The organism is Arthrobacter sp. UYEF20, assembly GCF_040546335.1.
Lineage (GTDB): Bacteria > Actinomycetota > Actinomycetes > Actinomycetales > Micrococcaceae > Arthrobacter.
The window spans coordinates 138,454-160,076 of the sequence record NZ_JBEPNP010000011.1 but is presented as its reverse complement, the minus strand read 5'-3'; the positions used below and the strand labels follow the sequence as shown (position 1 = coordinate 160,076).

Here is a 21,623-nt window from a genome sequence, read left to right as displayed (position 1 = left end):
CCGGGCCAGCGGCGTGTCAGCACCCAGCGCTCCCCGTCGGGAAGGTGGGTCAGAGAACCTTGGAGAGGAAATCCTGGGTCCGCTGCTGCTGCGGGCTGCCGAACAGCTCCTCCGGGCGGCCTTCCTCGCAGATGACGCCGTCCGCCATGAACAGCACCCGGTCCGCGACTTCGCGGGCGAAGCCCATCTCGTGGGTGACCAGCACCATCGTCATGCCTTCGCCGGCCAGGTCCTTGATGACCTGCAGCACCTCGCCCACCATTTCCGGGTCCAGGGCCGACGTCGCCTCGTCGAAAAGCATGATGTCGGGGCTCATGGCCAGCGCCCGGGCGATCGCGACGCGCTGTTTCTGGCCGCCGGAGAGCGACGCCGGGCGGGCGTCCGCCTTCTCCGCCAGCCCCACGCGCGCCAGCAGCTTCACGGCGTTGGCGCGGGCCTCGTCCTTGCCCTGTTTTTTGGACTCGACCGGGGCGAGCATGATGTTTTCGATCACGCTCATGTGCGGGAACAGATTGAAGTGCTGGAACACCATGCCGATGTGCCGGCGGACCTCGTTGATGTCCACCTTGGGGTCCGTGACGTCGAAGCCGTCCACCGTCACGTGCCCGGCGGTGATGTCCTCAAGCTTGTTGAGGCAGCGCAGGAACGTCGACTTGCCGGAACCGGAAGGACCGATCACGCAGACCACCTCGCCTTCGGCGACTTCGGCATTGATGCCCTTGAGGACCTCGTTGGCTCCGAAGGACTTTTTCAGGTCCTTGACGGAGATCTTGCTGGGTGCCGTGACTGCCGTACTCATTTGTTGAACCTCTTATCTGCGACGTTGGCCAGCTTGGTCAGCAGCATGATGACCACGAAGTACAGGACGGCGACGATCAGCAGGGTTTCGGTGATCCGGAAGTTCCCTGCGTAGATCTGCTGGCCCTGGTAGAGCAGTTCGGCGAAGCCGATGGCGAGCAGCAGCGAGCTGTCCTTGAGCATGATGATCAGCTGATTGATCAGCGAGGGCGTCATGATCTTGAAGGCCTGCGGGACCACCACCTTCTGCATGGACTTGGCGTAGCCCAGGCCCAGGCTGCGGCTGGCTTCGAGCTGGCCGGGGTCCACGGACTGAATCGAGCCGCGGACAATCTCGGTGATGTAGGCGCCGGAGTTGAGGCTCAGCGTCAGCACGCCGGCCACCCAGATATCGATCGGCTGGCCGGTCAGTTGCGGGATGCCGAAGTAAAAGAAGAAAGCCCAGACCAGCAGCGGCGTGCCGCGGAAGATGCTGACATAGGTGGTGGCGATTCCGCGCAGCACCACGTTGGTGGAGATCTTGAGGAAGCCCATGAAGAGGCCGATCACCATGGCGACGGCGAACGAAATGGCCGTCACCAGCACGGTGTTGCCAAGGCCCTTCAGGAGGGCGGGAAAGCTGTTGACCAGCAGGTCCCAGAAGCTGGACGGGGTCACCTGGGTGGGATCCTTCAGGTATTTGTCGAGGATTCCCTGGTATTTTCCGTTGGACTTCAGCTCAGCCAGTCCGGTGTTGAACGCCTGCAGCAGCTCGGGATTCTGGCCCTTGTTGACGGCGAAGCCGTAGGAGCCGCCTTTCTCCTTCTCGGAGACGGCCTTCAGCCCGTTGTTCTGGCTGATCCCGTAGGCCAGCACGGGGTAGTCGTCGAACACCGCGACGGCGTTGCCGGACTTGACCAGCTCATACATCGTGGCCGACTGGTCCAAGGACTTGACCGTGAAGCCATACTGCCCGGCGATCGACTTGGCGAACGTCTCGCCCTCGCTGCCGGTTTTGGCGGTGACGGTCTTACCCCTGAGGTCCTCGTAGCCCTTGATGTCCGTGTTGGACTTGGCCACTGCCATCTGTACGCCCGACTCGAAGTACGGATCGGAGAAGTCGTAGATCTGTTTGCGCGGTTCCGTGATGGACATCCCGGCAATGACGCCGTCCACCTGGTTGGAGGACAGCGCCTGCAGGGCGGCGTTAAAGCCGAGCGACTTGATCTCGACGGCGAAGCCCTGGCTCTTGGCAATCTCACGGATGATGTCCATGTCGATGCCGGTCAGTTCACCGCCGGCGTCGCGGAATTCAAAGGGCGCGAACGTGGTGTCCGTGCCGATGACGTAGGTCTTTCCGGAAAGGCTCGACGGCGCCGGGCCGGCCTGCGCTGCTGTGACCTGGGCTGCTGTGACTGGTGGTGCGCTGTCCGGTGCGGCGGCGGCACCGGCGGCACCGAAAAACATTGCGGCAAGTGCCAGCAATGCTCCGATGACGGCGGCGGTCCGCCCTCTGGCGGCCCCGGTCGGCTGAAGTGTGGGCAAGAGTAACCACTCCTTGTTAAAGTGCGGAGTTAATGTTCGGAGTTAATGTGCGGCAGCCGGACTCAGGAGTCCGGCAAAGTACTTATAGAGGCTACCCGCATTTCGGCGGACGCCGTCGTGCACCCCCACCGGTCAGGTTCACCGGACGGGGTTCACTGGCCGTAGAAGACCCGCTCGAAGACACTCCGGGCGCGCCGGCTGAGCCGCAGGTAGTCCTCCTCAAGCGCGGCGGCATTTCCTTGGCCGTAACCGCACCAGCGCGCCACGGCCTCAAGGTCCCGGCGGGAGGACGGCAGCAGGTCCGAGGCCCGGCCGGTCCAGATCACGTTGGCGGACCGGATCCGGCTGGCCAGGCGCCAGGACCGGAGCAGGATTTCGACGTCGTCCTCCGCCAGCAGCCCCAGGCCGGCCGCCGCCTCGAGGGCTTCCACGGTGGAGGTGGTCCGCAGCTCCGGGTGCCGTCCGGCGTGCTGGAGCTGCAGCAGCTGGGTGAGCCATTCGACGTCGCTCAGGCCGCCGCGGCCAAGCTTCAGGTGGCGGGCGGGGTCCGCTCCGCGCGGCAGCCGCTCCGATTCGACCCTCGCCTTGACGCGGCGGACCTCCCGCCCATCGTGCTCGGAGAGCTCAGCCGGGTAGCGGATGGGGTCGATGAGCGCCACGAAATCGCGGGCCAGTTCATCGTCGCCGGCCATCGGCCGGGCGCGCAACAGCGCCTGGGCCTCCCAGATCAGGGACCACCGCCGGTAGTACTCGGCGTAGGAATCCAGGGATCGCACCATGGGCCCGCTCTTGCCCTCGGGCCGCAGGTCGGCGTCGACCACCAGCACGCGTTCGGCGGGGATGGCGGGTCTCAGCGGCTGGGTGAGGAGGTTGGAAAGCCTGCCGACGATCCGGGCGGCCTGGTTCTGGGCCTCTTCGTCGGGAACGCCCGGCAGGCCGCGGTGGACGTACATGACATCGGCGTCGGAACCGTAGCCGATTTCCCGTCCGCCCTGGCGTCCCATGGCGACGACGAGCACGTGCGTCTTGAGCGGCTCCTCCGCGGTGACCATGGTTTCCGCCACCCGGAGCGCCGCCAGCACGGCGGCGCGGTCGGTGTCGGCGAGAGCAGCCCCGACCTGGTCCTGGTCCAGCAGCCCGGCGCTGTCGGCGATGGCGACCCGCAGGATCTCCCGGCGCCGGATCAGCCGGATCAGGCGCATGGCGCTTTCCGGTTCCGCGTGCCGGGACATCTTGGCGGCGATCTCCTGCCATTGCGCCTCGAAGCTCCGCGGCGCCAGTTCCTTGTCCGAGCCGAGCCAGGCGACGGATTCGGGCGAGACCTCGAGGAGGTCGGCAATCAGGCGGGAGTTTGCGAGGACGTGGCAGAGGCGTTCGGCCGCGGCGGTCGAGTCCCGGAGCAGGCCCAGGTACCAGTGCGTGGTGCCCAGCGCCTCGCTGACCCGGCGGAAGGCCAGCAGCCCGCCGTCGGCATCCACGCCGTCCGCGAGCCAGCCCAGCAGGACCGGCAGCAGCTGGCGCTGGAGCGCGGCGCGGCGGCTGACGCCGGCGGTGAGCGCCTCGATGTGCCGCATGGCGCCCTGCGGATCGAGATAGCCCAGGGCCGCGAGCCGTCCCTGCGCGGCCTCCGGGGTCAGCCGGGCCTCTTCGCTGCTGAGCGTCGCGGCAGTGTTGAGCAGCGGCCGGTAGAAGATGCGGTCGTGCAGTTCGCGGACGGAGCGCTTGGTCTTGCGCCAGGCGGCCACGAGGGCATCGGGCTTGGGCCGCTCGCTGGAAAAGGGTCCGAGCACTGCCTTGGCCAGGGCGCGCAGCGATGCTTCCTGGACCGGCATCAGGTGGGTGCGGCGCAGCTGGAAGAGCTGGATCCGGTGTTCGAGCAGCCGCAGGTACCGGTAGTCGCGGTCGAACTCGGCGGCGTCCGAGCGGCCGATGTAGCCGCCGGCTGACAGCGCGGCGATGGCGGAGGTGGTGTCGCGGCGGCGCAGCGATTCGTCGGATTTTCCGTGGACCAGCTGCAGCAGCTGGACGGTGAACTCGACATCGCGCAGCCCGCCGCGGCCGAGCTTGATCTGGCGCTGTTCCTCCTCGGCGGGGATGTGCTCGGTGACCCGGCGGCGCATGGACCGGACCGATTCCACGAACCCATCGCGGCCGGCCGAGGACCAGATCAGCGGCGCGACGGCCGCCTCGTAGCGGGCCCCCAGCTCGGTGTCGCCGGCGATGGTCCGCGCCTTGAGCAGGGCCTGGAATTCCCAGCTCTCGGCCCAGCGGGCGTAGTAGCTCTCGTGCGAGGCCAGGGTGCGGACGAGCGGGCCGGACTTACCCTCGGGCCGCAGATTGGCATCGACTTCCCACAGCCCGGGTTCGCGGCCGGTGGACATGATGGCCCGGGAGATGCCGGAGGCGAGGGCGGTGCCGATGGTGTTGGCGCGGGAATCCTCCAGCTCACCGGATTCGATCACGTAGATGACGTCGACGTCGGAAATGTAGTTCAGTTCCCGGGCGCCGCACTTGCCCATGCCGATAACGGCGAGCCCGACGTCGGCCACTTCGGCGGCGCTGAAGTGCTCGGCGGCCTCGGCCCGGGAAACGGCGAGGGCCGCCTCGATGGCGGCGCCGGCGAGGTCGGCCAGCTCGGCGCCCGCGGCGGGCAGGAAGTCCAGCGGATCGGCGGCGCAGAGGTCCTTGACGGCCAGCTCGACGAGGCCGCGCCGGTAGGCCGTGCGGAGGGCTTCGTAGCCTTCCTGCCCCAACAGGCCGGCGACCGGCCGGGCGGACTTCGGATCGGCGTGCACGGACTGCAGCAGCCGGGCGCGCAGGCCGGCGGCGTCGGCCGCCCGGGGCTCCGGGCTGGCCGTCACCTCGAAGGCGTCGAGGTGCTCGGGGTGGCGGATCAGGAATTCGCCCAGCGCCTCCGAGGCGCCCAGCACCCGGTACAGCGGTTCGCTGGTTTCCAAGTCCGCCGCGGCCAGCTTCCGCAGCGCCGGGTGCTTCTCGATCAGCCGGACCAGCGACTGCAGGGCGGTGTCCGGGTTGGCCGCCAGCTGCAGCCCTGCAAACAGGACCTCCTGGTCCAGTCCCTCCAGTTCCGGGGCGGCCAGGAACCGTTCGCCTTTCTCCAGATCACTGAATCCGGCGGCAATGAGGCGTCGTGCCAGGCTCACCGGGGGCGCCTAAAGGATGCCGAGGTTGCGCCGCAGTTCGTAGGGCGTCACCTGGAGGCGGTAGTCCTGCCATTCGGCCCGCTTGTTGCGCAGGAAGTGCTCGAACACCTGCTCGCCGAGGATCTGCGGCATGAGCTCGGAGTCCTCCATGGTCCGGATGGCGTCGTGCAGGCTGGCCGGGAGCGGATCGTGGCCCATGGCGCGGCGCTCGGCCGAGCTCAGCGACCAGATGTCGTCCTCGGCGGCGGCGGGCAGCTGGTAGCCCTCCTCGATGCCCTTGAGCCCGGCGCCCAGGAGCACGGCATAGGCGAGGTACGGGTTGGCCGCGGAGTCGATGCCGCGGTATTCGATCCGGGCCGACTGGCCCTTGCCCGGCTTGTAGAGCGGCACCCGGACCAGGGCGGAACGGTTGTTGTGGCCCCAGCTCAGGTAGCTCGGCGCCTCTCCCCCGCCCCAGAGTCGCTTGTAGGAGTTCACGAACTGGTTGGTGACGGCGGTGAACTCCGGGGCGTGCTTGAGGATGCCGGCGATGAACTGCCGCGCGGTCTCGGAGAGCTGGAACTCGGCGCCGGCCTCGTAGAACGCATTCGTGTCGCCCTCGAAGAGCGAGAAGTGGGTGTGCATGCCGGAACCCGGATGCGCCGTGAAGGGCTTCGGCATGAAGGTGGCGTAGGTTCCCTGCTGCAGCGCGACCTCCTTGATCACGGTGCGGAACGTCATGATGTTGTCCGCGGTCTGCAGGGCATCGGCGTAGCGCAGGTCGATCTCGTTCTGCCCGGGTCCGGCCTCGTGGTGGCTGAACTCCACCGAGATGCCGACCGATTCGAGCATGGTCACGGCCGTGCGGCGGAAGTCCTGGGCCACGCCGCCCGGGACGTGGTCGAAGTAGCCGCCCTCGTCAACCGGGACCGGCGAACCGTCCGGCCCGGGCTGCTGGGACTTGAGCAGGTAAAACTCGATCTCGGGATGCGTGTAGCAGGTGAACCCCATGTCCGCGGCCTTGGCCAGGTTGCGCTTGAGCACGTTGCGCGGATCCGCGGCGGAGGGTTCGCCGTCGGGCGTCAGGATGTCGCAGAACATCCGGGACGTCGCTTCCGTCTCGCCGCGCCAGGGCAGGATCTGGAAGGTGGCGGGATCCGGCTGGGCCAGCATGTCCGATTCGAAGACGCGGGCCAGTCCCTCGATGGAGGAGCCGTCAAAGCCGAGGCCTTCCTCGAACGCGCCTTCCACCTCGGCCGGGGCAAGCGCCACCGACTTCAGCGATCCCACGACGTCGGTGAACCAGAGGCGCACGAACCGCACGTCGCGCTCTTCGATCGTCCGCAGGACAAACTCTTGCTGGCGGTCCATACTGGCCTCTTTCCGGTTCATGCGTCCGTGCCCCAGGCCCTTCGTGCATGGGTCCGCAGCTGCTCACCGTTCACTTTACTAAGCATTGCCACCGATTGCTGGCGCAGCCGCCGCCCGTAACACAGCGTTAACACAAGGAACCGGAAATACGCCCCGGCCGGCCCGGAGCGGGACGTTGTCCGCGCGCCGTTGTGACGCGATTCACCGGTTCCGGCTGTGGTACACGGTAGCTAGTGCGCGCGGTATCGCACTACGCTCGTGCCATGGCCACAAGCAGCAGTCCTGATTCGAGCACGCCCGCAGAGGTTGCGGCCCCCTTCGGCAACGGCCCGGCAGGGTCCGCCTCTCTGTCCACGACGGCGCCGGACGCCTCCCGGAAGCCTGCGGCCAGGATCCGCACCCATCACCTGCGCGACGCGAAGGTCAACGGGGAACGCTTCGCCATGCTGACCGCGTACGACCAGTACACGGCGGAGATCTTCGACCAGGCCGGCATCGAAGTCCTCCTGGTCGGCGATTCGGCCTCCAACAACGTCTTCGGCAACGAGACCAGCCTCCCGGTGACCGTCGACGAGCTGATCCCGCTGTGCCGCGCCGTGGCGCGCTCGGCCCGCCGCGCCCTGGTGGTCGCGGACCTGCCGTTCGGCAGCTACGAAGTGTCCGCGCAGCAGGCGGTGGCCACCGGCGTGCGCTTCCTTAAGGAGGGCCTCGCGCACGCCGTCAAGATCGAGGGCGGCACATTCTACGCCGAGACTGTACGGGCCATGGTCCACGCCGGCATCCCGGTGATGGCGCACATCGGCTTCACACCGCAGAGCGAGCACGCTCTGGGCGGCTACCGGGTCCAGGGCCGCGGTGACGATTCCCGGCGGCTGATTGACGACGCCGTCGCGCTGGCCGATGCCGGCGCGTTCTGCGTGCTGATGGAAATGGTTCCGGCCGCGACGGCGGCCGCCGTGGACGCCGCCGTCGACGTCCCCACCATCGGGATCGGGGCCGGCAGCGCCACCACCGGGCAGGTGCTCGTGTGGCAGGACATGGCGGGCCTGCGCGGCGGCAAGATGGCCAGGTTCGTCAAGCAGTACGCGGACCTGCGGACCGCGCTCAGCGACGCGGCGAAAGCCTACGGCGAGGACGTGCGCTCAGGGCAGTTCCCCGGCCCGGAACACTCCTTCTGAGCCATCTGAGGCGGCCGGGCCCGTGCCGCCTTAGCCCGCCTTAGCCCTCGGGGGTTCCGGCACTGACCTCGCTCTTGATAGCGGACACCTCGAACTCCAGGGTGATCTTGTCCGACACCAGCACACCACCGGAGTCCAAAGCAGTGTTCCACTTGAGCCCGAAATCCTGGCGGTCGATTCGACGGGATCCTTCGAAGCCTGCCCGGAGGTTGCCCATGGGATCCCGCTCGACGCCGATGAAGTCGATCGGGATGGAAATCTCCTTGGTGACGCCTCGGATGGTCACGTCACCGCTGACAATGAAGTGGCCCTCGTCCACCTGATCTACCCGGCTGCTCACAAAGGTGATCTCCGGGAACCGGGGGGCGTCAAAGAAATCGTTGGTCCGCAGGTGCTGATCGCGGTCGGCATTGCGGGTATCAATGCTCCCCACCTCGACAGTCAGCTCAACCTTCGAGCGTTCCGGGTTCTCGGCGTCGACCGTGATGAAGCCTTCAAAGTCATTGAAAGCTCCACGAACTTTGGTGACCATTGCGTGGCGGGTGGAAAATCCGATGCGCGTATGGGTGGGATCAAACCGCCAACGCCCTGAGTATTCTGACTTGAGTTCGGCCATGGATTGCCTCCTTGGGTTCCGGCAGGCCCGGTATCCCGATTCGAGTAGTACCGCTTGGCTGGGGGTGGCCGCCGGAGTAGGCATGGTTCGCAGAACCCGACGGCGGCACTGGGGTGCCTGTTGACGGTGTTAGTCGTCCTCGCCCTTTTCCCAGGTCTCATTGCGCGCCTTGACTTTTTCCAGGGCGTGCTCGGCTTCCTCACGTGTCTTGTAGGGGCCGATCAGCTGGCTCCAGTCGGACATGGCGTCCTCTTCAACCTCGTGCGTGTTGACGTTGTACCAGTATTCGGGCATCGCTGCTCCTCACGTTCCGCCGTACATTCCGGAGTTGTTTTCCGGAATTGTTTTCCGCTTTGTTTTCCAGCGTTTGGCCGGGGCCTTATATGATCAATCTATGCCCTCTCTCGCCTCGACTGCACCCACCGGCACCCTGGTCCCGGGAACAGTCAGCCCGCAGCTGCCCGTACCGGCGTCGATCCCGCGCCCTGAATACGTGGGGAAGCCGGCACCGGCGAAGTTCACCGGGTCGGAGGTCAAGACGGCGGAGACCATTGAGAAGATCCGGATTGCCTCACGGATCGCAGCCCAGGCGATCGTGGAGGTCGGAAAGTATATCCAGCCCGGTGTCACTACCGACCAGCTGGACCGGGTGGGCCACGAGTTCCTGCTCGACCACAAGGCGTACCCGTCCACCCTCGGCTACCGCGGTTTCCCCAAGTCGCTGTGCTCCTCGCTGAATGAAGTGATCTGCCACGGTATCCCGGACAGCACCGTTGTCCAGGACGGCGACATCCTCAACATCGACATCACGGCGTTCATCGGCGGCGTGCACGGCGACACCAACTACACCTTCCTGGCCGGCGACGTCGACGAGGAATCCCGGCTGCTCGTCGAGCGCACGCAGGAGTCGCTGCGCCGCGCCATCCGGGCGGTGGCGCCGGGCCGCGAAATCAACGTGATCGGGCGGACCATCGAGTCCTACGCCAAGCGCTTCGGCTACGGCGTGGTCCGGGATTTTACCGGCCACGGCGTCGGCGAGGCCTTCCACACCGGGCTGATCATTCCGCACTACGACGCCGCCCCGGCCTACAACACTGTGATGAAGACCGGGATGGTCTTCACCATTGAACCCATGCTGACCCTGGGGATCGTCGACTGGGATATGTGGGCGGATGACTGGACCGTAGTGACCCGGGACCGCAAGCGCACCGCCCAGTTCGAACACACGCTGCTGGTGACCGAGTCCGGCGCCGAGGTCCTCACCCTCCCCTGAGCCCTGCACTTCCCCCGAAGATCCCGTCTTCGCCGCCGGCCCTGGGCCGCACCTTTCCTAGCCCGCCCCCTGCCACGAACGGAACCACATTGGCCAAGAAGGACGAGAAGTCGCACAAGAACGCACCCCTGATCGGGATTGACATCGGCGGTACCGGGATCAAGGCCGGGCTTGTCGATCTCAAGAAGGGCAAGCTGGTGGGTGACCGGCTCCGCGTGCCCACCCCCCAGCCGTCAACTCCCGAGGCTGTCGCCGAAGTCGTAGCGCACGTCGTGGCCGAGCTGTCCAAGCGTCCCGACGCCCCGGCCCCTGATTCCCCGGTCGGAGTGACCTTCCCCGGCATCATCCAGCACGGCGTGGTGCACTCGACGGCCAACGTCGACAAAGCCTGGCTGGACCTCGACATCGACGCCCTGCTCACCGCCCGCCTCGGCCGCCCCGTGGAGGTCATCAACGACGCCGACGCCGCCGGCCTGGCCGAGGCGCGCTACGGCGCCGGCGAAGGCGTGGCAGGCACCGTGCTGGTCATCACGCTAGGAACCGGGATCGGTTCCGCCTTCATCTTCGACGGCAAGCTCGTCCCCAACGCCGAGCTGGGCCACCTGGAAATTGACGGATTCGACGCCGAGAGCAAGGCCTCGGCCGTGGCACGTGAGCGGGACGGCCTCAGCTGGGAAGAGTACGCCGTGCTGCTTCAACGCTACTTCTCCCACGTTGAGTTCCTTTTCTCCCCCGAGCTGTTCATCGTCGGCGGTGGCATCTCGAAGCGCTCCGACGAGTACCTCCCGCGGTTGAAGCTCCGCACGCCGATTGTCCCGGCGGAGCTGAAGAACGACGCCGGCATCGTCGGCGCCGCCGTCCAGATCGCGCTGCAGCACAAACTGGCCAAGTAGCACCATGGCTGGCTCCGGGCCCGACGTCGTCATCGTCACGGGCGGCAGCCGCGGCATCGGCGCGGCGATCGCCCTGCGGGCCGCCCGCGCCGGGTACGCCGTCGTCGTCAATTATTCAGCCGACGCCGACGGCGCCGCCGCGGTGGTCGGCACCATCCTCGCCGGGGGCGGTTCCGCGCTGGCAGTCCGGGCAGACGTCGGCGACCCCGACGCCGTGACCGCCCTGTTCGACGCCGCCCGGGCGCTGGGTCCACTGGCCGCCGTCGTCAACAACGCCGGGATCACCGGCAACCTGATCGGACCCCTCGCGGAGGTGCCCGCGGCCACGGTCCGGCGCGTCCTCGAGGTGAACGCGGCTGGCCTCATCTTTGTCTGCCAGGAGGCAGTGCGGCGGCTCAGCCGGGACCGCGGAGGCCGCGGCGGTTCCATTATCAACATCTCCTCGACCGCCACGAAAGCCGGCTCGCCCGGAACGTGGGTGCACTATGCGGCGTCCAAGGGCGCCGTGGACGTGCTGACTGTGGGCCTTGCGGCCGAAGTGGCGACGCAGGGCATCAGGGTGAACTGCGTGGCCCCCGGAAGCACCAACACCGGACTGCACGCGGCCGCGGGCATGCCGGACCGGGTGGAACGGCTCAACTCCACAATTCCGATGGGACGCGGGGCCGAGCCGGACGAGGTCGCAGCCGCCGTGCTCTGGCTGCTGTCTGCCGAGGCCGGGTACATCACCGGCGCCGTGCTGCCGGTGTCCGGCGGCAGATAACTCCCGGGGACCCAACTGGCTCGCAGTTGTTGTCGTTTGGAGCGCTCTAAACGACAACTATTGCGGGTCAGTTGGGTGTCAGGTCCTTCGCGCCGGCCTCGTGGCGCAGCAGCGAGATGGCGGACTCGAAGTCCTCGAGGGATTCAAAGGCCTGGTACACGCTCGCGAAGCGCAGGTAGGCCACCTCATCCAGCTTCTGCAGCGGGTTGAGGATGGCGAGGCCGACTTCGTGGGCGTCGATCTCCGCAGCGCCGGAGGCACGGATGGTCTCCTCGACCTCCTGGGCGAGCATGGCGAGGTCGTCTTCGGTCACGGGACGGCCCTGGCAGGCCTTCCGGACGCCGTTGATGACCTTGCTGCGGCTGAACGGCTCGCCGACGCCGGAGCGCTTGATGACGGTCAGGCTGGTGGTCTCCACGGTGGTGAACCGCCGGCCGCACTCGGGACACTGCCGGCGGCGCCGGATGGCCGAGCCGTCGTCGGCGATCCGGCTGTCCACCACACGGGAATCAGGATTACGGCAGAACGGGCAATACACGTCGTTTCCTCCCCTGTCGCAATCCTGGACTCGCTGCGCACCGGAACGGCCACCAGCAGTCTGCTGTCGTCATCAGTTTACGACTAGATGTAGCTGAATAACAAGCCTGTAATTACTACATGTAGTGGTCAGGCACCTGCGTTGAACCCTTTGCTGAACCCTGTACTGAACCGGGCCGTGACGGCCTCGCCGTGGGCGGGCAGGTCTTCCGCGCCGGCGAGGCTCACGATGTGCCCGCTGACCTCTTCCAGCGCGGCCTGGCTGTAGTTGATGACCTGGATGGCGCGCAGGAAGGTGGCCACGTTCAGTCCCGAGGAGAAAGCCGCGGTGCCGCTGGTGGGCAGCACGTGGTTGGACCCGGCGCAGTAGTCCCCCAAGCTGACGGGGCTGTAGTCGCCCACAAAGATGGCGCCGGCATTGCGGATCCGGGCAGCCACCCCGGGGGCGTCCGCCGTCATGATTTCCAGATGTTCCGCGGCGTAGGCGTCACAGGCCGCGATGCCCTGCTCGAGGTCTTCCACCAGGACGACGCCGGACTGCGGCCCGGAGAGGGCCTCGCGGACCCGCGCGCTGTGCTTGGTGGCGGCGGCCTGGCGCTCCAGCTCGGCGCGCACCGCGGCGGCAAGCTCCTCCGAATCCGTGAACAGCACGGAGGCTGCCTTGGGATCGTGTTCGGCCTGGCTGATCAGGTCCGCCGCCACGAGGTCCGGCCGGGCGGTGGCGTCGGCCAGGATCGCGATTTCGGTGGTGCCGGCCTCGGAATCGATGCCGACGACGCCCTTCACCAGGCGCTTGGCGGTGGCGACGAAGATGTTCCCGGGGCCCGTGACGACGTCGACCGGGTCCAGGCCGGCGTCTGGGTTGCCCTCCGTCCCGGAGTCGGGGTTCCCGGAGTCGGCGGGGATGCCGTAGGCGAACGCGGCGATGGCCTGCGCCCCGCCGATCGCGTAAACCTCGTCGATGCCCAGCAGGCAGGCCGCCGCGAGGATCGTGGGGTGCGGGAGACCGCCGAAGTCCTTCTGCGGCGGAGACGCCAGGGCGATGGACTCGACACCGGCGGCCAGGGCCGGGACGACGTTCATGATCACCGAGGACGGATACACGGCCAGGCCGCCGGGAACGTACAGGCCCACCCGGGCCACCGGGACCCACTTCTGGGTGACGACGGCGCCTTCGCCGAGTTCGACGTCGGTGTCCGCGGGGCGCTGGGCGTCGGCGAAACGGCGGGCCCGCCGGATGGATTCTTCCAGGGCGGCCCGCACCGCGGGATCGAGCCCGGCCAGCGCTGCCTCCAGGGCCTCCGCGGGGACCCGGGGGTGCTCCAGCTCGACGCCGTCGAACGTCAGGGCCAGCTCGCGAAGGGCATCGAAGCCGCGGCTGCGGACCGCCGAGATGATGCTGAGGACCTTCTCTTCGGCGTCGGCCCTGGTGCCGGTCTGCGCCCGCGGCACTGCGGCGCGGAGCCCTGCCAGGGTCAGCCGCTGGCCGCGCAGGTCAACGGTGCGGAAAGTCAGGTCGGCGGATATCGGGGCCGCAGGAACCGAGGGCGCAGTAGCCGGGGGCACGGGGCTGTCAGGAGTAAGGGTCACCCCTACATTTTACGTGCCGGCACCGGGGAGCCCTGACGCTGTTACGCCGCGGGGTCCCCGGACGCTGGCTTCGGCGGAGTCGTGAAGACGCCGCCCAGGAAGACGGAGAGGGCGACGGCGGCCGGCCAGATGGCCAGCATGGCGTACGACCGCAGCGAAAAGGCGGTGCTCGCGCTGGCCGAGGCGTCCGCCGCCGGCCCCCACCAGACGCCGCACAGCACTCCGGTCCGCCAGGCGATGACCGCCCCCAGCGCCCCGGCGAGCACCGCCAGGGCAACATCCCGCGACGGCGGCCCCTGGTCTTTCGTGCCGGAGACCAGGGCTCCGGCGATGCTGCCGGCGAGCAGGAACAGCCCGGCCAGCACCAGGTCCCGTGGCAGCCACGTCTCCATGTTGCTGCCGTTCCGCAGGGCCGCGTTGCCCGAGAGCAGGTTCAGGCCCGATGGCGCCAGAAGCCACCAGAGGATCCCCACCGGCACGCCGGCCGCGGTGATGGCCGCGGACTTCCGCCACGGCGTTGAGCCTCGGCCACGCTCAGGTTCCGGACCGGGCTGCCCCTGGCCGTCTTCCATAGACCCGTCCGGGCCGTGTACTGCGGACTGTGTCATGCAACAAACCTTAACAAGCTTTCCGCCGGCCGGGCACATGACACCGGGCGTCCCCGGATGACGTTCCCCATGACGGCCCGGGTAAACAAGTACCGCGGCCGGTCGCGGACGCAATACGCTGGCAGGGTAGGAACATCACACGCATGTGCAGCAGGGAGTCGGATCGCAGTGGCCTCAGAAGACGGAGCCTTCGAAGGAACGTTCAAGGAAATGTTCCGCCGGCATGCGGCCGGCGTGGCGATCATCACCGCCAACTCCAACGGCGTGCCGTTCGGTTTCACGGCGACCTCGGTGGCGTCGCTCTCGGCCAAGCCCCCGCGGTTCACCTTCAACATGGCGCGCACCTCGAGTTCGTGGCCGGCGGTGGCCAACACCACCTACATCGGCGTGCACATGCTCGGACTGGAGAACCAGGAGCTGGCCGACCGTTTTGCCCGGACCAGCAACCGCTTCGAAGGCGACCACTGGCAGCTCGGCCCCCACGAGGTGCCCATCCTGAAGGACGTCTCCGGCTGGCTGATCGGCAAGGTCCAGATGCGGCTCTCCTTCGAGAACAACGCCGTGGTGGTGGTCGAGGTGGTCGAAGGCGAGGTCGGCGAGGACGGCACTCCCCTGCTCTACCACTCGGGCTCCTACAGCCAGCCGGTCCCGCTCGACTACGAGATCTGAGCCCTTACCCAGGCAGCAGCGGCGTCAGCTATCCAAGCAGGTCGGGCCGAGGAGCACCTTCAGGTCACCGAACAATGACGGACTCGGGTTGACCCGCAAGTGCACGGGCAGCCCCATGACCTCCACCCGGGTATCGCCCTGCAGGTGCAGCCGGACCTCAGACTTGCCGCGGTGCGTCCTGAGTACGTCACCGAGTTCGGTCACCACGGCTTCGGTTGCCTTGTGCGTCTGCATGGTGATCACCAGCGGGCCGTTCAGGCCCTCGCTGAGGTCCGGGACCGAGAGTTCCATGCAGTTCAACGCGACGGCGCCGTCGTCCCGGCGCTGCAGCCGCCCCTTGACCACCACGATCAGGTCTTCGGCCAGCACGGAGGCGATGGGGCCGTAGACCTGGCCGAAGAACATGACCTCGACGGAACCGCCCAGGTCCTCGATCTCGGCGCGGGCATAGGCGTTGCCGCTGGCTTTGGCGATCCGCCGGCTCAGGGAGGTGATCATGCCCGAAATGGTGACGATGGCGCCGTCGTGCGGTCCGTCCTCGGCGATGAGCGAGGTGATGGACTGGTCGGCGTGTTGGCTCAGGAGCCCTTCGAGCCCCTGCAGCGGGTGGTCCGAGACGTAGAGCCCGAGCATGTCACGTTCGAACGAGAGCTTGTCCTTCTTCTCCCACTCGGGAAGGTCGGGAATCTCGATGCTCAGGGACGACTCCGATTCGGCTTCGTCGAAGCCGGCGAAGAGGTCGAACTGCCCGATCGCCTCATTCCGCTTGAGCGTGATGACGGAGTCGATGGCTTCTTCATGGATCATGGCCAGGGCGCGCCGGTGGTGGTTCAGCGAGTCGAAGGCACCGGCCTTGATCAGGGACTCGATGGTGCGCTTGTTGCAGACAACCGCCGGGACCTTCATGAGGTAGTCCTTGAAGGACGTGTAGGCGCCTTCCTTCTCGCGCGCCGCCACCATGGCTTCGACGACGTTGACGCCGACGTTGCGGATGGCGCCCATGCCGAAGCGGATGTCGGTGCCGACAGGGGTGAAGTTGAGCGCGGACTCGTTGACGTCCGGCGGCAGCACCGTGATGCCCATGCGGCGGCATTCGTTGAGGTAGATCGCCGACTTGTCCTTGTCGTCGCCGACGCTGGTCAGCAGGGCGGCCATATACTCCGGCGCGTAGTGCGCCTTGAGGTAGGCGGTCCAGTAGGAGATGACGCCGTAGGCGGCCGAGTGCGCCTTGTTGAAGGCGTAGTCCGAGAACGGCAGCAGGATGTCCCAGAGGGTCTTGACGGCGGCCATGGAGTAGCCGTTGTCCTGCATGCCCTGGGAGAAGCCGGCGAACTGCTTGTCCAGCTCGGATTTCTTCTTCTTGCCCATGGCGCGGCGCAGGATGTCGGCCTGGCCGAGGGTATAGCCGGCGAGCTTCTGCGCCACGGCCATGACCTGCTCCTGGTACACGATCAGCCCGTAGGTCCCGCCGAGGATTTCGGAGAGCGGCTCCTCCAGCTCCGGGTGGATCGGAATGACGTCCTGGATCTTGTTCTTGCGCAGGGCGTAGTCGGTGTGCGCGTTCGCGCCCATGGGGCCCGGCCGGTAGAGGGCCAGCACGGCGGAGATGTCCTCGAAGTTGTCAGGCTTCATGAGCTTGAGCAGGGAGCGCATGGGCCCGCCGTCGAGCTGGAACACGCCCAGGGTGTCACCGCGGGCCAGCAGCTCGTAGGACGCGGCGTCGTCGAGGGACAGGGAGTCGAGGTCCAGGTCCACGCCGCGGTTCATTGTGATGTTTTCCAGGGCGTCGGAAATGATCGTGAGGTTTCGCAGGCCGAGGAAGTCCATCTTGATCAGGCCGAGGCCCTCACACGTGGGGTAGTCGAACTGCGTGATGACCTGGCCGTCCTGGATGCGGCGCATGATGGGGATGACGTCGATGATGGGGTCCGAGGACATGATCACGCCGGCCGCGTGCACGCCCCACTGCCGCTTCAGGCCCTCGATGCCGAGAGCGGTCTCGAAGACTTTGGCGGCTTCGGGGTCCGTGGCGACCAACTGCCGGAAGTCCGCAGCCTCGCTGTAGCGCTTGGAGTCCTTGTTCTGGATGTCCGCCAGCGGGATGTCCTTGGCCATCACGGCCGGCGGGAGCGCCTTGGTGAGCTGTTCGCCCATGCTGAACGGGTATCCCAGCACGCGCGAGGAGTCCTTGAGCGCCTGCTTGGTCTTGATGGTGCCGTACGTGACGATCATGGCGACGCGTTCGTCGCCGTACTTTCGCGTCACGTAGTCGATCACTTCGGAGCGGCGCCGGTCATCGAAGTCGACGTCGAAGTCAGGCATGGAGACGCGGTCCGGGTTCAGGAACCGCTCGAAGATCAGGCCGTGCAGCAGCGGATCAAGGTCGGTGATGCGCATGGCGTACGCCACCATGGAGCCTGCGCCCGAGCCGCGTCCCGGACCTACCCGGATGCCGTTTTTCTTGGCCCAGTTGATGAAGTCGGCCACCACGAGGAAGTAGCCCGGGAATCCCATGGAGGTGATGACGCCGAGTTCGTAGTCCGCCTGGGTGCGTACCTTGTCCGGCACGCCGCCCGGGTAGCGGTACGCCAGTCCCGTGGCCACTTCCTTGACCAGCCAGGAAGTCTCGTCCTCACCCGGCGGGCAGGGGAAGCGGGGCATGTAGTTGGCGCCGGTGTTGAACGAGACTTCGCAGCGCTCGGCGATCAGCAGGGTGTTGTCGCACGCCTCGGGGTGGTCGCGGAACAGTTCCCGCATTTCCTGCGGGGACTTCAGGTAGTAGCCGCTGCCCGAGAAGGCGAACCGGGAACCGCCGTTGTCGTAGCTTGGCTCCACGAGCGTCGAACCGGACTGGATGGCCAGCAGGGCCTCGTGCGCCTTGGCGTCGTGCTCGTGCGTGTAATGCAGGTCGTTGGTGGCCACGAGCGGCAGGTTCAGGTCCTTGGCAAGGCGCAGCAGGTCGCCGGTGACGCGCCGCTCGATGTCCAGGCCGTGGTCCATGAGTTCGCAGAAGTAGTTTTCCGCCCCGAAGATATCGCGGAATTCGGAGGCCGCCTCCAGTGCCTCCCGGTACTGGCCGAGCCGGAGCCGGGTCTGGACCTCGCCCGAGGGGCAGCCCGTAGTGGCGATCAGCCCTTCGGAGTACGTGTTCAGCAGTTCGCGGTCCAGCCGCGGCCATTTGCCGAAGACGGCGTCCAGCGAGGCGAGGGATGAAGCCCGGAAGAGGTTCCGCATGCCCACGTTGTTGTAGCTGAGCAGCGTCATGTGCGTGTAGGAGCCGCCGCCGGAGATGTCGTCCTTGCGCTGGCTCTCCTCGCCCCAGCGGACCCGGGTCTTATCCGTGCGCGCGGTTCCCGGCGTCACATACGCCTCGACGCCGATGATCGGCTTGATGCCCTTGTCCGTGGCCCTTTTCCAGAAATCGAAGGCTCCGAAGAGATACCCGTGGTCCGTCGTGGCCAGCGCTGGCATACCCAGCCGCTCGGTTTCATCGAACAGCTCTCCCAGCCGGGCGGCGCCGTCCAGCATGGAGTACTCGGTGTGGTTGTGGAGATGGACAAACGAGTCGTTGCTGGAAGTCACCGGACCATTCTAGTGCCGGGCCACGACCTTAACTGCCAGGCACGCCCCGTGGCCGGCCCCGGCGCCGCCGGATCAGGCACCGCCGGATCAGGGACGCGGAATCAGGCCTGTCCGGATTCCAGGACTTCCAGCGCGTAGCGCAGGTCTTCCGGGTATTCGCTCGTGACGGTGACCCGCTCCCCTGTCCGGGGGTGGTCGAAGGACAGCTGCCGGGCGTGCAGCCACTGCCGCGTGAGTCCCAGGTTCGCCGCGAGGCGCGGGTCCGCTCCGTAGGTCAGGTCGCCGGCGCAGGGGTGCCGCAGGGCCGAGAAGTGTACGCGGATCTGGTGCGTGCGCCCGGTTTCCAGGTGCACCTCCACGAGCGAGGCCTTACCGAAGGCTTCCAGGACCTCGTAGTGCGTGATGGAGTCGCGGCCGTCCTCGATCACGGCGAAGCGCCAGTCGTGGCCCGGGTGCCGGCCGATCGGGGCGTCGATGGTGCCGGCCAGCGGGTCCGGGAGGCCCTGGACGACGGCGTGGTACACCTTGTCCACCGTGCGCTCCTTGAAGGCACGCTTCAGGGCCGTATAGGCCCTCTCGGTCTTGGCGACCACCATCACGCCGGAGGTCCCGACGTCGAGCCGGTGCACGATGCCGGCGCGCTCCGGCGAGCCGGAGGTGGAGATGCGGTAGCCGAGGCCTGCCAGGCCGCCGACGACCGTGGTGCCTACCCAGCCCGGCGACGGATGCGCCGCCACCCCCACCGGTTTGTCGACGACGACGAACTCGTCATCGTCCAGCAGGATCACCAGGTCTTCCACTACTTCCTCCACGACTTCCAGGGGGTCCCGCCGTTCCGGGACGACGACGTCGAGGACGGCACCGGGGCTGAGTTTGAGGGATTTTCCGACGGCTTTGCCGGCGCTCGTAACGTTGCCTTCGGCGATCAGCACGGCAGCCTGGGAGCGGGAGATGTCCATCAGTTCGGCCAGTCCGGAGTCCACCCGGGTCCCTGCCAACTCCTCCGGGACCACGATGCGCCGTGGCGCGCCGGCTTCCGCGGCGAGGTCCGCCAGGTCCTCGGCCTCGTCTTTGCTCAGGTTCTTCGGCATATGGTCAGACATCGCGTTCCGCCGTTTCCTTGGTGTGGTGCGAGCCGTCGAGGGCAATGCCCCTGAGGGTGAGCAGGCAGATGATCACGACCGAGGACACCACGGCGGAATCGGCAATGTTGAAGATCGCGAAGTTGGGCAGCTGGATGAAGTCCACCACGTGGCCCATGGCGAAAGAGGGCTCCCGGAACAGCCGGTCCGTGAGGTTTCCCAGGGCTCCGCCCAGCAGCAGGCCCAACGCCAGCGCCCACCAGACCGAGCCGAGCTTCCGCAACTGCAGCAGGATCGCCACGGACACGGCCGCCATGATGATGGTGAATACCCACGTGACGTTCTCGCCGATGGAGAACGCGGCCCCGGAGTTGCGGATGTAGTACCAGTGCAACAGCGGGGGCAGCACGGGGATCCGTTCGCCCTCGATCATATGGCCGGTGACCCACAGCTTGGTCAGCTGGTCGAACACGTAGGCGAACACCGCCAGGGCCGAGAAAACCGCGAGCAACAGGGACCGTCGGGGCTTGGCGTGCGCCACGGGCTCGGGCGTCGTGGCGTCAGGCGTCGAGGCGTCAGGACTCGTGGCGTCTGGTGTTGGGGCGTCAGTCATAGGGCTTTCATTCGGGAGCCAGTGCGGTGACTGGGAGCGTACTTCTGGGCACGGAGACCACGGACGATGGCGGTCAATGGCAAAAGCCGGCGGCCGAGGAAACCTCAGCCACCGGCTTTCAGAATACTTGGCTTAATGCCTAGCTGCTGGCTTCGACCTCAGGGGCCGCCACGGAACCGCGGGCATCGAGGTCGCGGAGCTGGCCTTCGATGTAGGCCTTCAGACGTGAGCGGTAGTCGCGCTCGAAGCCGCGGAGCTGCTCGACCTTGCGTTCCAGCACGGAGCGCTGCTGCTCGAGGGCACCGAGGATCTTGCGGGACTTCTCCTGGGCGTCGTTGACAAGGCTGCTGGCTTCGATCTGGGCTTCGGCGATGATCTTGTCCCGCTGCTGCTCGCCGTCGGCGATGTGCTTGTCGTGCATCTGCTGCGCCATGGCCAGCAGGCCTGCGGCGGACTCCGAGACCGGGGTGGCGGCGACGGGTGCCGGGGCAGGAGCGGGAGCCTTCTCGGCTTCCTTCTTCTTCGCAGCTTCGGCAGCCTTGGCCTTGGCCTCGGCTTCTGCCTTGGCCCGGTCTTCCTTTTCCTTGTCGGCCTTGACGGGTGCCGGCACCTTTTCCACGACGGGGGCCGCGGCGGCGGAGCTGGCGGGCGTGCCGGCGCCGACTTCGGCGAGTTTCTTGCGCAGCTCGTCATTCTCCTGGTTCAGACGTCGCAGTTCCACGACGATCTCGTCCAGGAAGTCATCAACTTCGTCCTGGTCATAGCCTTCGCGGAACTTGGTCGGCTGAAAGCGCTTGTTGACAACGTCTTCTGGCGTCAAAGCCATCTGGTCACCTCGTTGGTCTAGTTCGTCAGGAGGCCTTCCGGCCGTCAAAACTACGGTACCTAAATATGGTCTGGTTCCTCTAATTCAACACCGCAGTGTCAAACCGGAGTTTTGTATCAGTTTGGCAGGCGCGGCGCGGTGCGGCGCGGTGCGGCGCGGGTCCGCCGTCCCGCTACGCTGCGATGGGCTGGGCGTATACGAGGTTCTTGGTGACCGCCATCGCCACCGTCACGGCCACGAAAAGCAGCAGGAAGCCCAGATCGAGCGAGATCCCGCCGAGCCGGAGCGGTGGAATGAGCCGCCGGAGCAGTTTGAGGGGTTTGTCCGTGACGGAGTACACAGCGTGCGCGGCCACGAGAGCCACGCCGCTCGGCCGCCAGCTCCGCGCGAACATCTGTACCCAGTCAAAGACCAGCCGAACAATCAGGGCCACAAAAAAGAACAGCAGCGCGATATAGACAAGTCCGAAAACAATTCCCATGAGTTAACTCATATCTCCATGTTCATTCCGGAAACCGCAGTGTCCTTAAAGCAGTGTCCTCAAAAATGGTTACGCC

19 protein-coding genes are annotated in these 21,623 nt (G+C 66.9%); 5 read left to right on the top strand and 14 right to left on the bottom strand.

All coding sequences use genetic code 11. From position 1 onward, the window contains the following. Nucleotides 1-49 precede the first annotated feature (49 nt). The 4 genes from ABIB26_RS14000 to glnA form a co-directional block, all read right to left on the bottom strand. Nucleotides 50-799: an amino acid ABC transporter ATP-binding protein gene (locus tag ABIB26_RS14000; RefSeq protein ID WP_354244085.1), complete on the bottom strand. Its 750-nt coding sequence runs from the start codon at nucleotides 797-799 to the stop codon at nucleotides 50-52. Beyond that, complete coding sequence (locus tag ABIB26_RS13995) at nucleotides 796-2,244, bottom strand: amino acid ABC transporter substrate-binding protein/permease (protein ID WP_354244145.1); 1,449 nt, start codon at nucleotides 2,242-2,244, stop codon at nucleotides 796-798. Before ABIB26_RS13995 ends, ABIB26_RS14000 begins: the two co-directional genes overlap by 4 nt. 230 nt (nucleotides 2,245-2,474) lie before the next feature. Beyond that, on the bottom strand, nucleotides 2,475-5,486 hold the full coding sequence (locus tag ABIB26_RS13990) for a bifunctional [glutamine synthetase] adenylyltransferase/[glutamine synthetase]-adenylyl-L-tyrosine phosphorylase (RefSeq protein ID WP_354244082.1): 3,012 nt from the start codon (nucleotides 5,484-5,486) through the stop codon (nucleotides 2,475-2,477). Between the two features lie 9 nt (nucleotides 5,487-5,495). After that, nucleotides 5,496-6,836 (bottom strand): type I glutamate--ammonia ligase, encoded by a 1,341-nt coding sequence (gene glnA / locus ABIB26_RS13985; RefSeq protein WP_354244079.1) that lies wholly within the window; start codon nucleotides 6,834-6,836, stop codon nucleotides 5,496-5,498. A 263-nt stretch (nucleotides 6,837-7,099) separates the two neighbouring features. Between glnA and panB the strand changes: the two genes are divergently transcribed. Then, nucleotides 7,100-8,014 (top strand): 3-methyl-2-oxobutanoate hydroxymethyltransferase, encoded by a 915-nt coding sequence (gene panB, locus ABIB26_RS13980; protein ID WP_354244076.1) that lies wholly within the window; start codon nucleotides 7,100-7,102, stop codon nucleotides 8,012-8,014. Nucleotides 8,015-8,054: 40 nt separating this feature from the next. Here the strand turns inward: panB and ABIB26_RS13975 are convergent, their stop codons facing one another. Together ABIB26_RS13975 and ABIB26_RS13970 are read right to left on the bottom strand one after the other, a co-directional pair. Continuing rightward, a complete protein-coding gene (locus tag ABIB26_RS13975; protein ID WP_354244073.1) occupies nucleotides 8,055-8,630 on the bottom strand; it encodes a YceI family protein in 576 nt (191 codons plus the stop codon). A gap of 129 nt (nucleotides 8,631-8,759) precedes the next feature. Further along, nucleotides 8,760-8,924, bottom strand: coding sequence for an SPOR domain-containing protein (locus ABIB26_RS13970; RefSeq protein WP_354244071.1), 165 nt, complete (start codon nucleotides 8,922-8,924; stop codon nucleotides 8,760-8,762). Between the two features lie 100 nt (nucleotides 8,925-9,024). Between ABIB26_RS13970 and map the strand changes: the two genes are divergently transcribed. The 3 genes from map to ABIB26_RS13955 all read left to right on the top strand — a co-directional run bounded on the left by map (nucleotide 9,025) and on the right by ABIB26_RS13955 (nucleotide 11,559). Beyond that, a complete protein-coding gene (gene map, locus ABIB26_RS13965) occupies nucleotides 9,025-9,903 on the top strand; it encodes a type I methionyl aminopeptidase (protein WP_354244068.1) in 879 nt (292 codons plus the stop codon). An 89-nt stretch (nucleotides 9,904-9,992) separates the two neighbouring features. Further along, nucleotides 9,993-10,796, top strand: coding sequence for a polyphosphate--glucose phosphotransferase (gene ppgK, locus ABIB26_RS13960; protein ID WP_354244065.1), 804 nt, complete (start codon nucleotides 9,993-9,995; stop codon nucleotides 10,794-10,796). 4 nt (nucleotides 10,797-10,800) lie between these two features. Continuing rightward, complete coding sequence (locus ABIB26_RS13955) at nucleotides 10,801-11,559, top strand: SDR family oxidoreductase (protein ID WP_354244062.1); 759 nt, start codon at nucleotides 10,801-10,803, stop codon at nucleotides 11,557-11,559. A 67-nt stretch (nucleotides 11,560-11,626) separates the two neighbouring features. Here ABIB26_RS13955 and nrdR read toward each other — a convergent pair whose 3' ends face one another. The 3 genes from nrdR to ABIB26_RS13940 all read right to left on the bottom strand — a co-directional run bounded on the left by nrdR (nucleotide 11,627) and on the right by ABIB26_RS13940 (nucleotide 14,294). Further along, entirely contained in the window at nucleotides 11,627-12,097 is a 471-nt protein-coding gene (gene nrdR, locus ABIB26_RS13950; protein WP_354244059.1) for a transcriptional regulator NrdR, read from the bottom strand. A gap of 128 nt (nucleotides 12,098-12,225) precedes the next feature. Further along, nucleotides 12,226-13,662: a histidinol dehydrogenase gene (gene hisD / locus ABIB26_RS13945; RefSeq protein WP_502913672.1), complete on the bottom strand. Its 1,437-nt coding sequence runs from the start codon at nucleotides 13,660-13,662 to the stop codon at nucleotides 12,226-12,228. A gap of 65 nt (nucleotides 13,663-13,727) precedes the next feature. Further along, nucleotides 13,728-14,294 carry a hypothetical protein gene (locus tag ABIB26_RS13940; protein ID WP_354244053.1) on the bottom strand — a complete coding sequence of 189 codons (567 nt, stop codon included), beginning with the start codon at nucleotides 14,292-14,294 and terminating at the stop codon, nucleotides 13,728-13,730. A gap of 210 nt (nucleotides 14,295-14,504) precedes the next feature. Here ABIB26_RS13940 and ABIB26_RS13935 point away from each other — a divergent pair, with 210 nt between their 5' ends. Next, nucleotides 14,505-14,963, top strand: coding sequence for a flavin reductase family protein (locus tag ABIB26_RS13935; RefSeq protein ID WP_354244143.1), 459 nt, complete (start codon nucleotides 14,505-14,507; stop codon nucleotides 14,961-14,963). A gap of 24 nt (nucleotides 14,964-14,987) precedes the next feature. Here the strand turns inward: ABIB26_RS13935 and dnaE are convergent, their stop codons facing one another. The 5 genes from dnaE to ABIB26_RS13910 all read right to left on the bottom strand — a co-directional run bounded on the left by dnaE (nucleotide 14,988) and on the right by ABIB26_RS13910 (nucleotide 21,547). Continuing rightward, nucleotides 14,988-18,545 (bottom strand): DNA polymerase III subunit alpha, encoded by a 3,558-nt coding sequence (gene dnaE / locus ABIB26_RS13930; protein WP_354244050.1) that lies wholly within the window; start codon nucleotides 18,543-18,545, stop codon nucleotides 14,988-14,990. Nucleotides 18,546-18,646: 101 nt separating this feature from the next. Then, nucleotides 18,647-19,648 carry an RluA family pseudouridine synthase gene (locus tag ABIB26_RS13925; protein WP_354244047.1) on the bottom strand — a complete coding sequence of 334 codons (1,002 nt, stop codon included), beginning with the start codon at nucleotides 19,646-19,648 and terminating at the stop codon, nucleotides 18,647-18,649. Next, nucleotides 19,641-20,240 carry a signal peptidase II gene (lspA, locus tag ABIB26_RS13920; RefSeq protein WP_354244045.1) on the bottom strand — a complete coding sequence of 200 codons (600 nt, stop codon included), beginning with the start codon at nucleotides 20,238-20,240 and terminating at the stop codon, nucleotides 19,641-19,643. The genes ABIB26_RS13925 and lspA overlap by 8 nt, the downstream gene beginning before the upstream one ends. A gap of 139 nt (nucleotides 20,241-20,379) precedes the next feature. Beyond that, nucleotides 20,380-21,066, bottom strand: coding sequence for a DivIVA domain-containing protein (locus tag ABIB26_RS13915; protein WP_354244042.1), 687 nt, complete (start codon nucleotides 21,064-21,066; stop codon nucleotides 20,380-20,382). Between the two features lie 172 nt (nucleotides 21,067-21,238). Continuing rightward, nucleotides 21,239-21,547 carry a YggT family protein gene (locus ABIB26_RS13910; protein ID WP_354244040.1) on the bottom strand — a complete coding sequence of 103 codons (309 nt, stop codon included), beginning with the start codon at nucleotides 21,545-21,547 and terminating at the stop codon, nucleotides 21,239-21,241. Between the last annotated feature and the right edge of the window lie 76 nt (nucleotides 21,548-21,623).

What these genes read in the sequence shown, in the direction of transcription:
- ABIB26_RS14000 (WP_354244085.1), bottom strand. Translation starts at nt 799, where the DNA reads ATGAGTACGGCAGTCACGGCACCCAGCAAGATCTCCGTCAAGGACCTG.
- ABIB26_RS13995 (WP_354244145.1), bottom strand. Translation starts at nt 2,244, where the DNA reads ATGTTTTTCGGTGCCGCCGGTGCCGCCGCCGCACCGGACAGCGCACCA.
- glnA (WP_354244079.1), bottom strand. Translation starts at nt 6,836, where the DNA reads ATGGACCGCCAGCAAGAGTTTGTCCTGCGGACGATCGAAGAGCGCGAC.
- panB (WP_354244076.1), top strand. Translation starts at nt 7,100, where the DNA reads ATGGCCACAAGCAGCAGTCCTGATTCGAGCACGCCCGCAGAGGTTGCG.
- ABIB26_RS13975 (WP_354244073.1), bottom strand. Translation starts at nt 8,630, where the DNA reads ATGGCCGAACTCAAGTCAGAATACTCAGGGCGTTGGCGGTTTGATCCC.
- ABIB26_RS13970 (WP_354244071.1), bottom strand. Translation starts at nt 8,924, where the DNA reads ATGCCCGAATACTGGTACAACGTCAACACGCACGAGGTTGAAGAGGAC.
- map (WP_354244068.1), top strand. Translation starts at nt 9,025, where the DNA reads ATGCCCTCTCTCGCCTCGACTGCACCCACCGGCACCCTGGTCCCGGGA.
- ABIB26_RS13955 (WP_354244062.1), top strand. Translation starts at nt 10,801, where the DNA reads ATGGCTGGCTCCGGGCCCGACGTCGTCATCGTCACGGGCGGCAGCCGC.
- ABIB26_RS13940 (WP_354244053.1), bottom strand. Translation starts at nt 14,294, where the DNA reads ATGACACAGTCCGCAGTACACGGCCCGGACGGGTCTATGGAAGACGGC.
- ABIB26_RS13935 (WP_354244143.1), top strand. Translation starts at nt 14,505, where the DNA reads ATGTTCCGCCGGCATGCGGCCGGCGTGGCGATCATCACCGCCAACTCC.
- ABIB26_RS13925 (WP_354244047.1), bottom strand. Translation starts at nt 19,648, where the DNA reads ATGTCTGACCATATGCCGAAGAACCTGAGCAAAGACGAGGCCGAGGAC.
- lspA (WP_354244045.1), bottom strand. Translation starts at nt 20,240, where the DNA reads ATGACTGACGCCCCAACACCAGACGCCACGAGTCCTGACGCCTCGACG.
- ABIB26_RS13915 (WP_354244042.1), bottom strand. Translation starts at nt 21,066, where the DNA reads ATGGCTTTGACGCCAGAAGACGTTGTCAACAAGCGCTTTCAGCCGACC.
- ABIB26_RS13910 (WP_354244040.1), bottom strand. Translation starts at nt 21,547, where the DNA reads ATGGGAATTGTTTTCGGACTTGTCTATATCGCGCTGCTGTTCTTTTTT.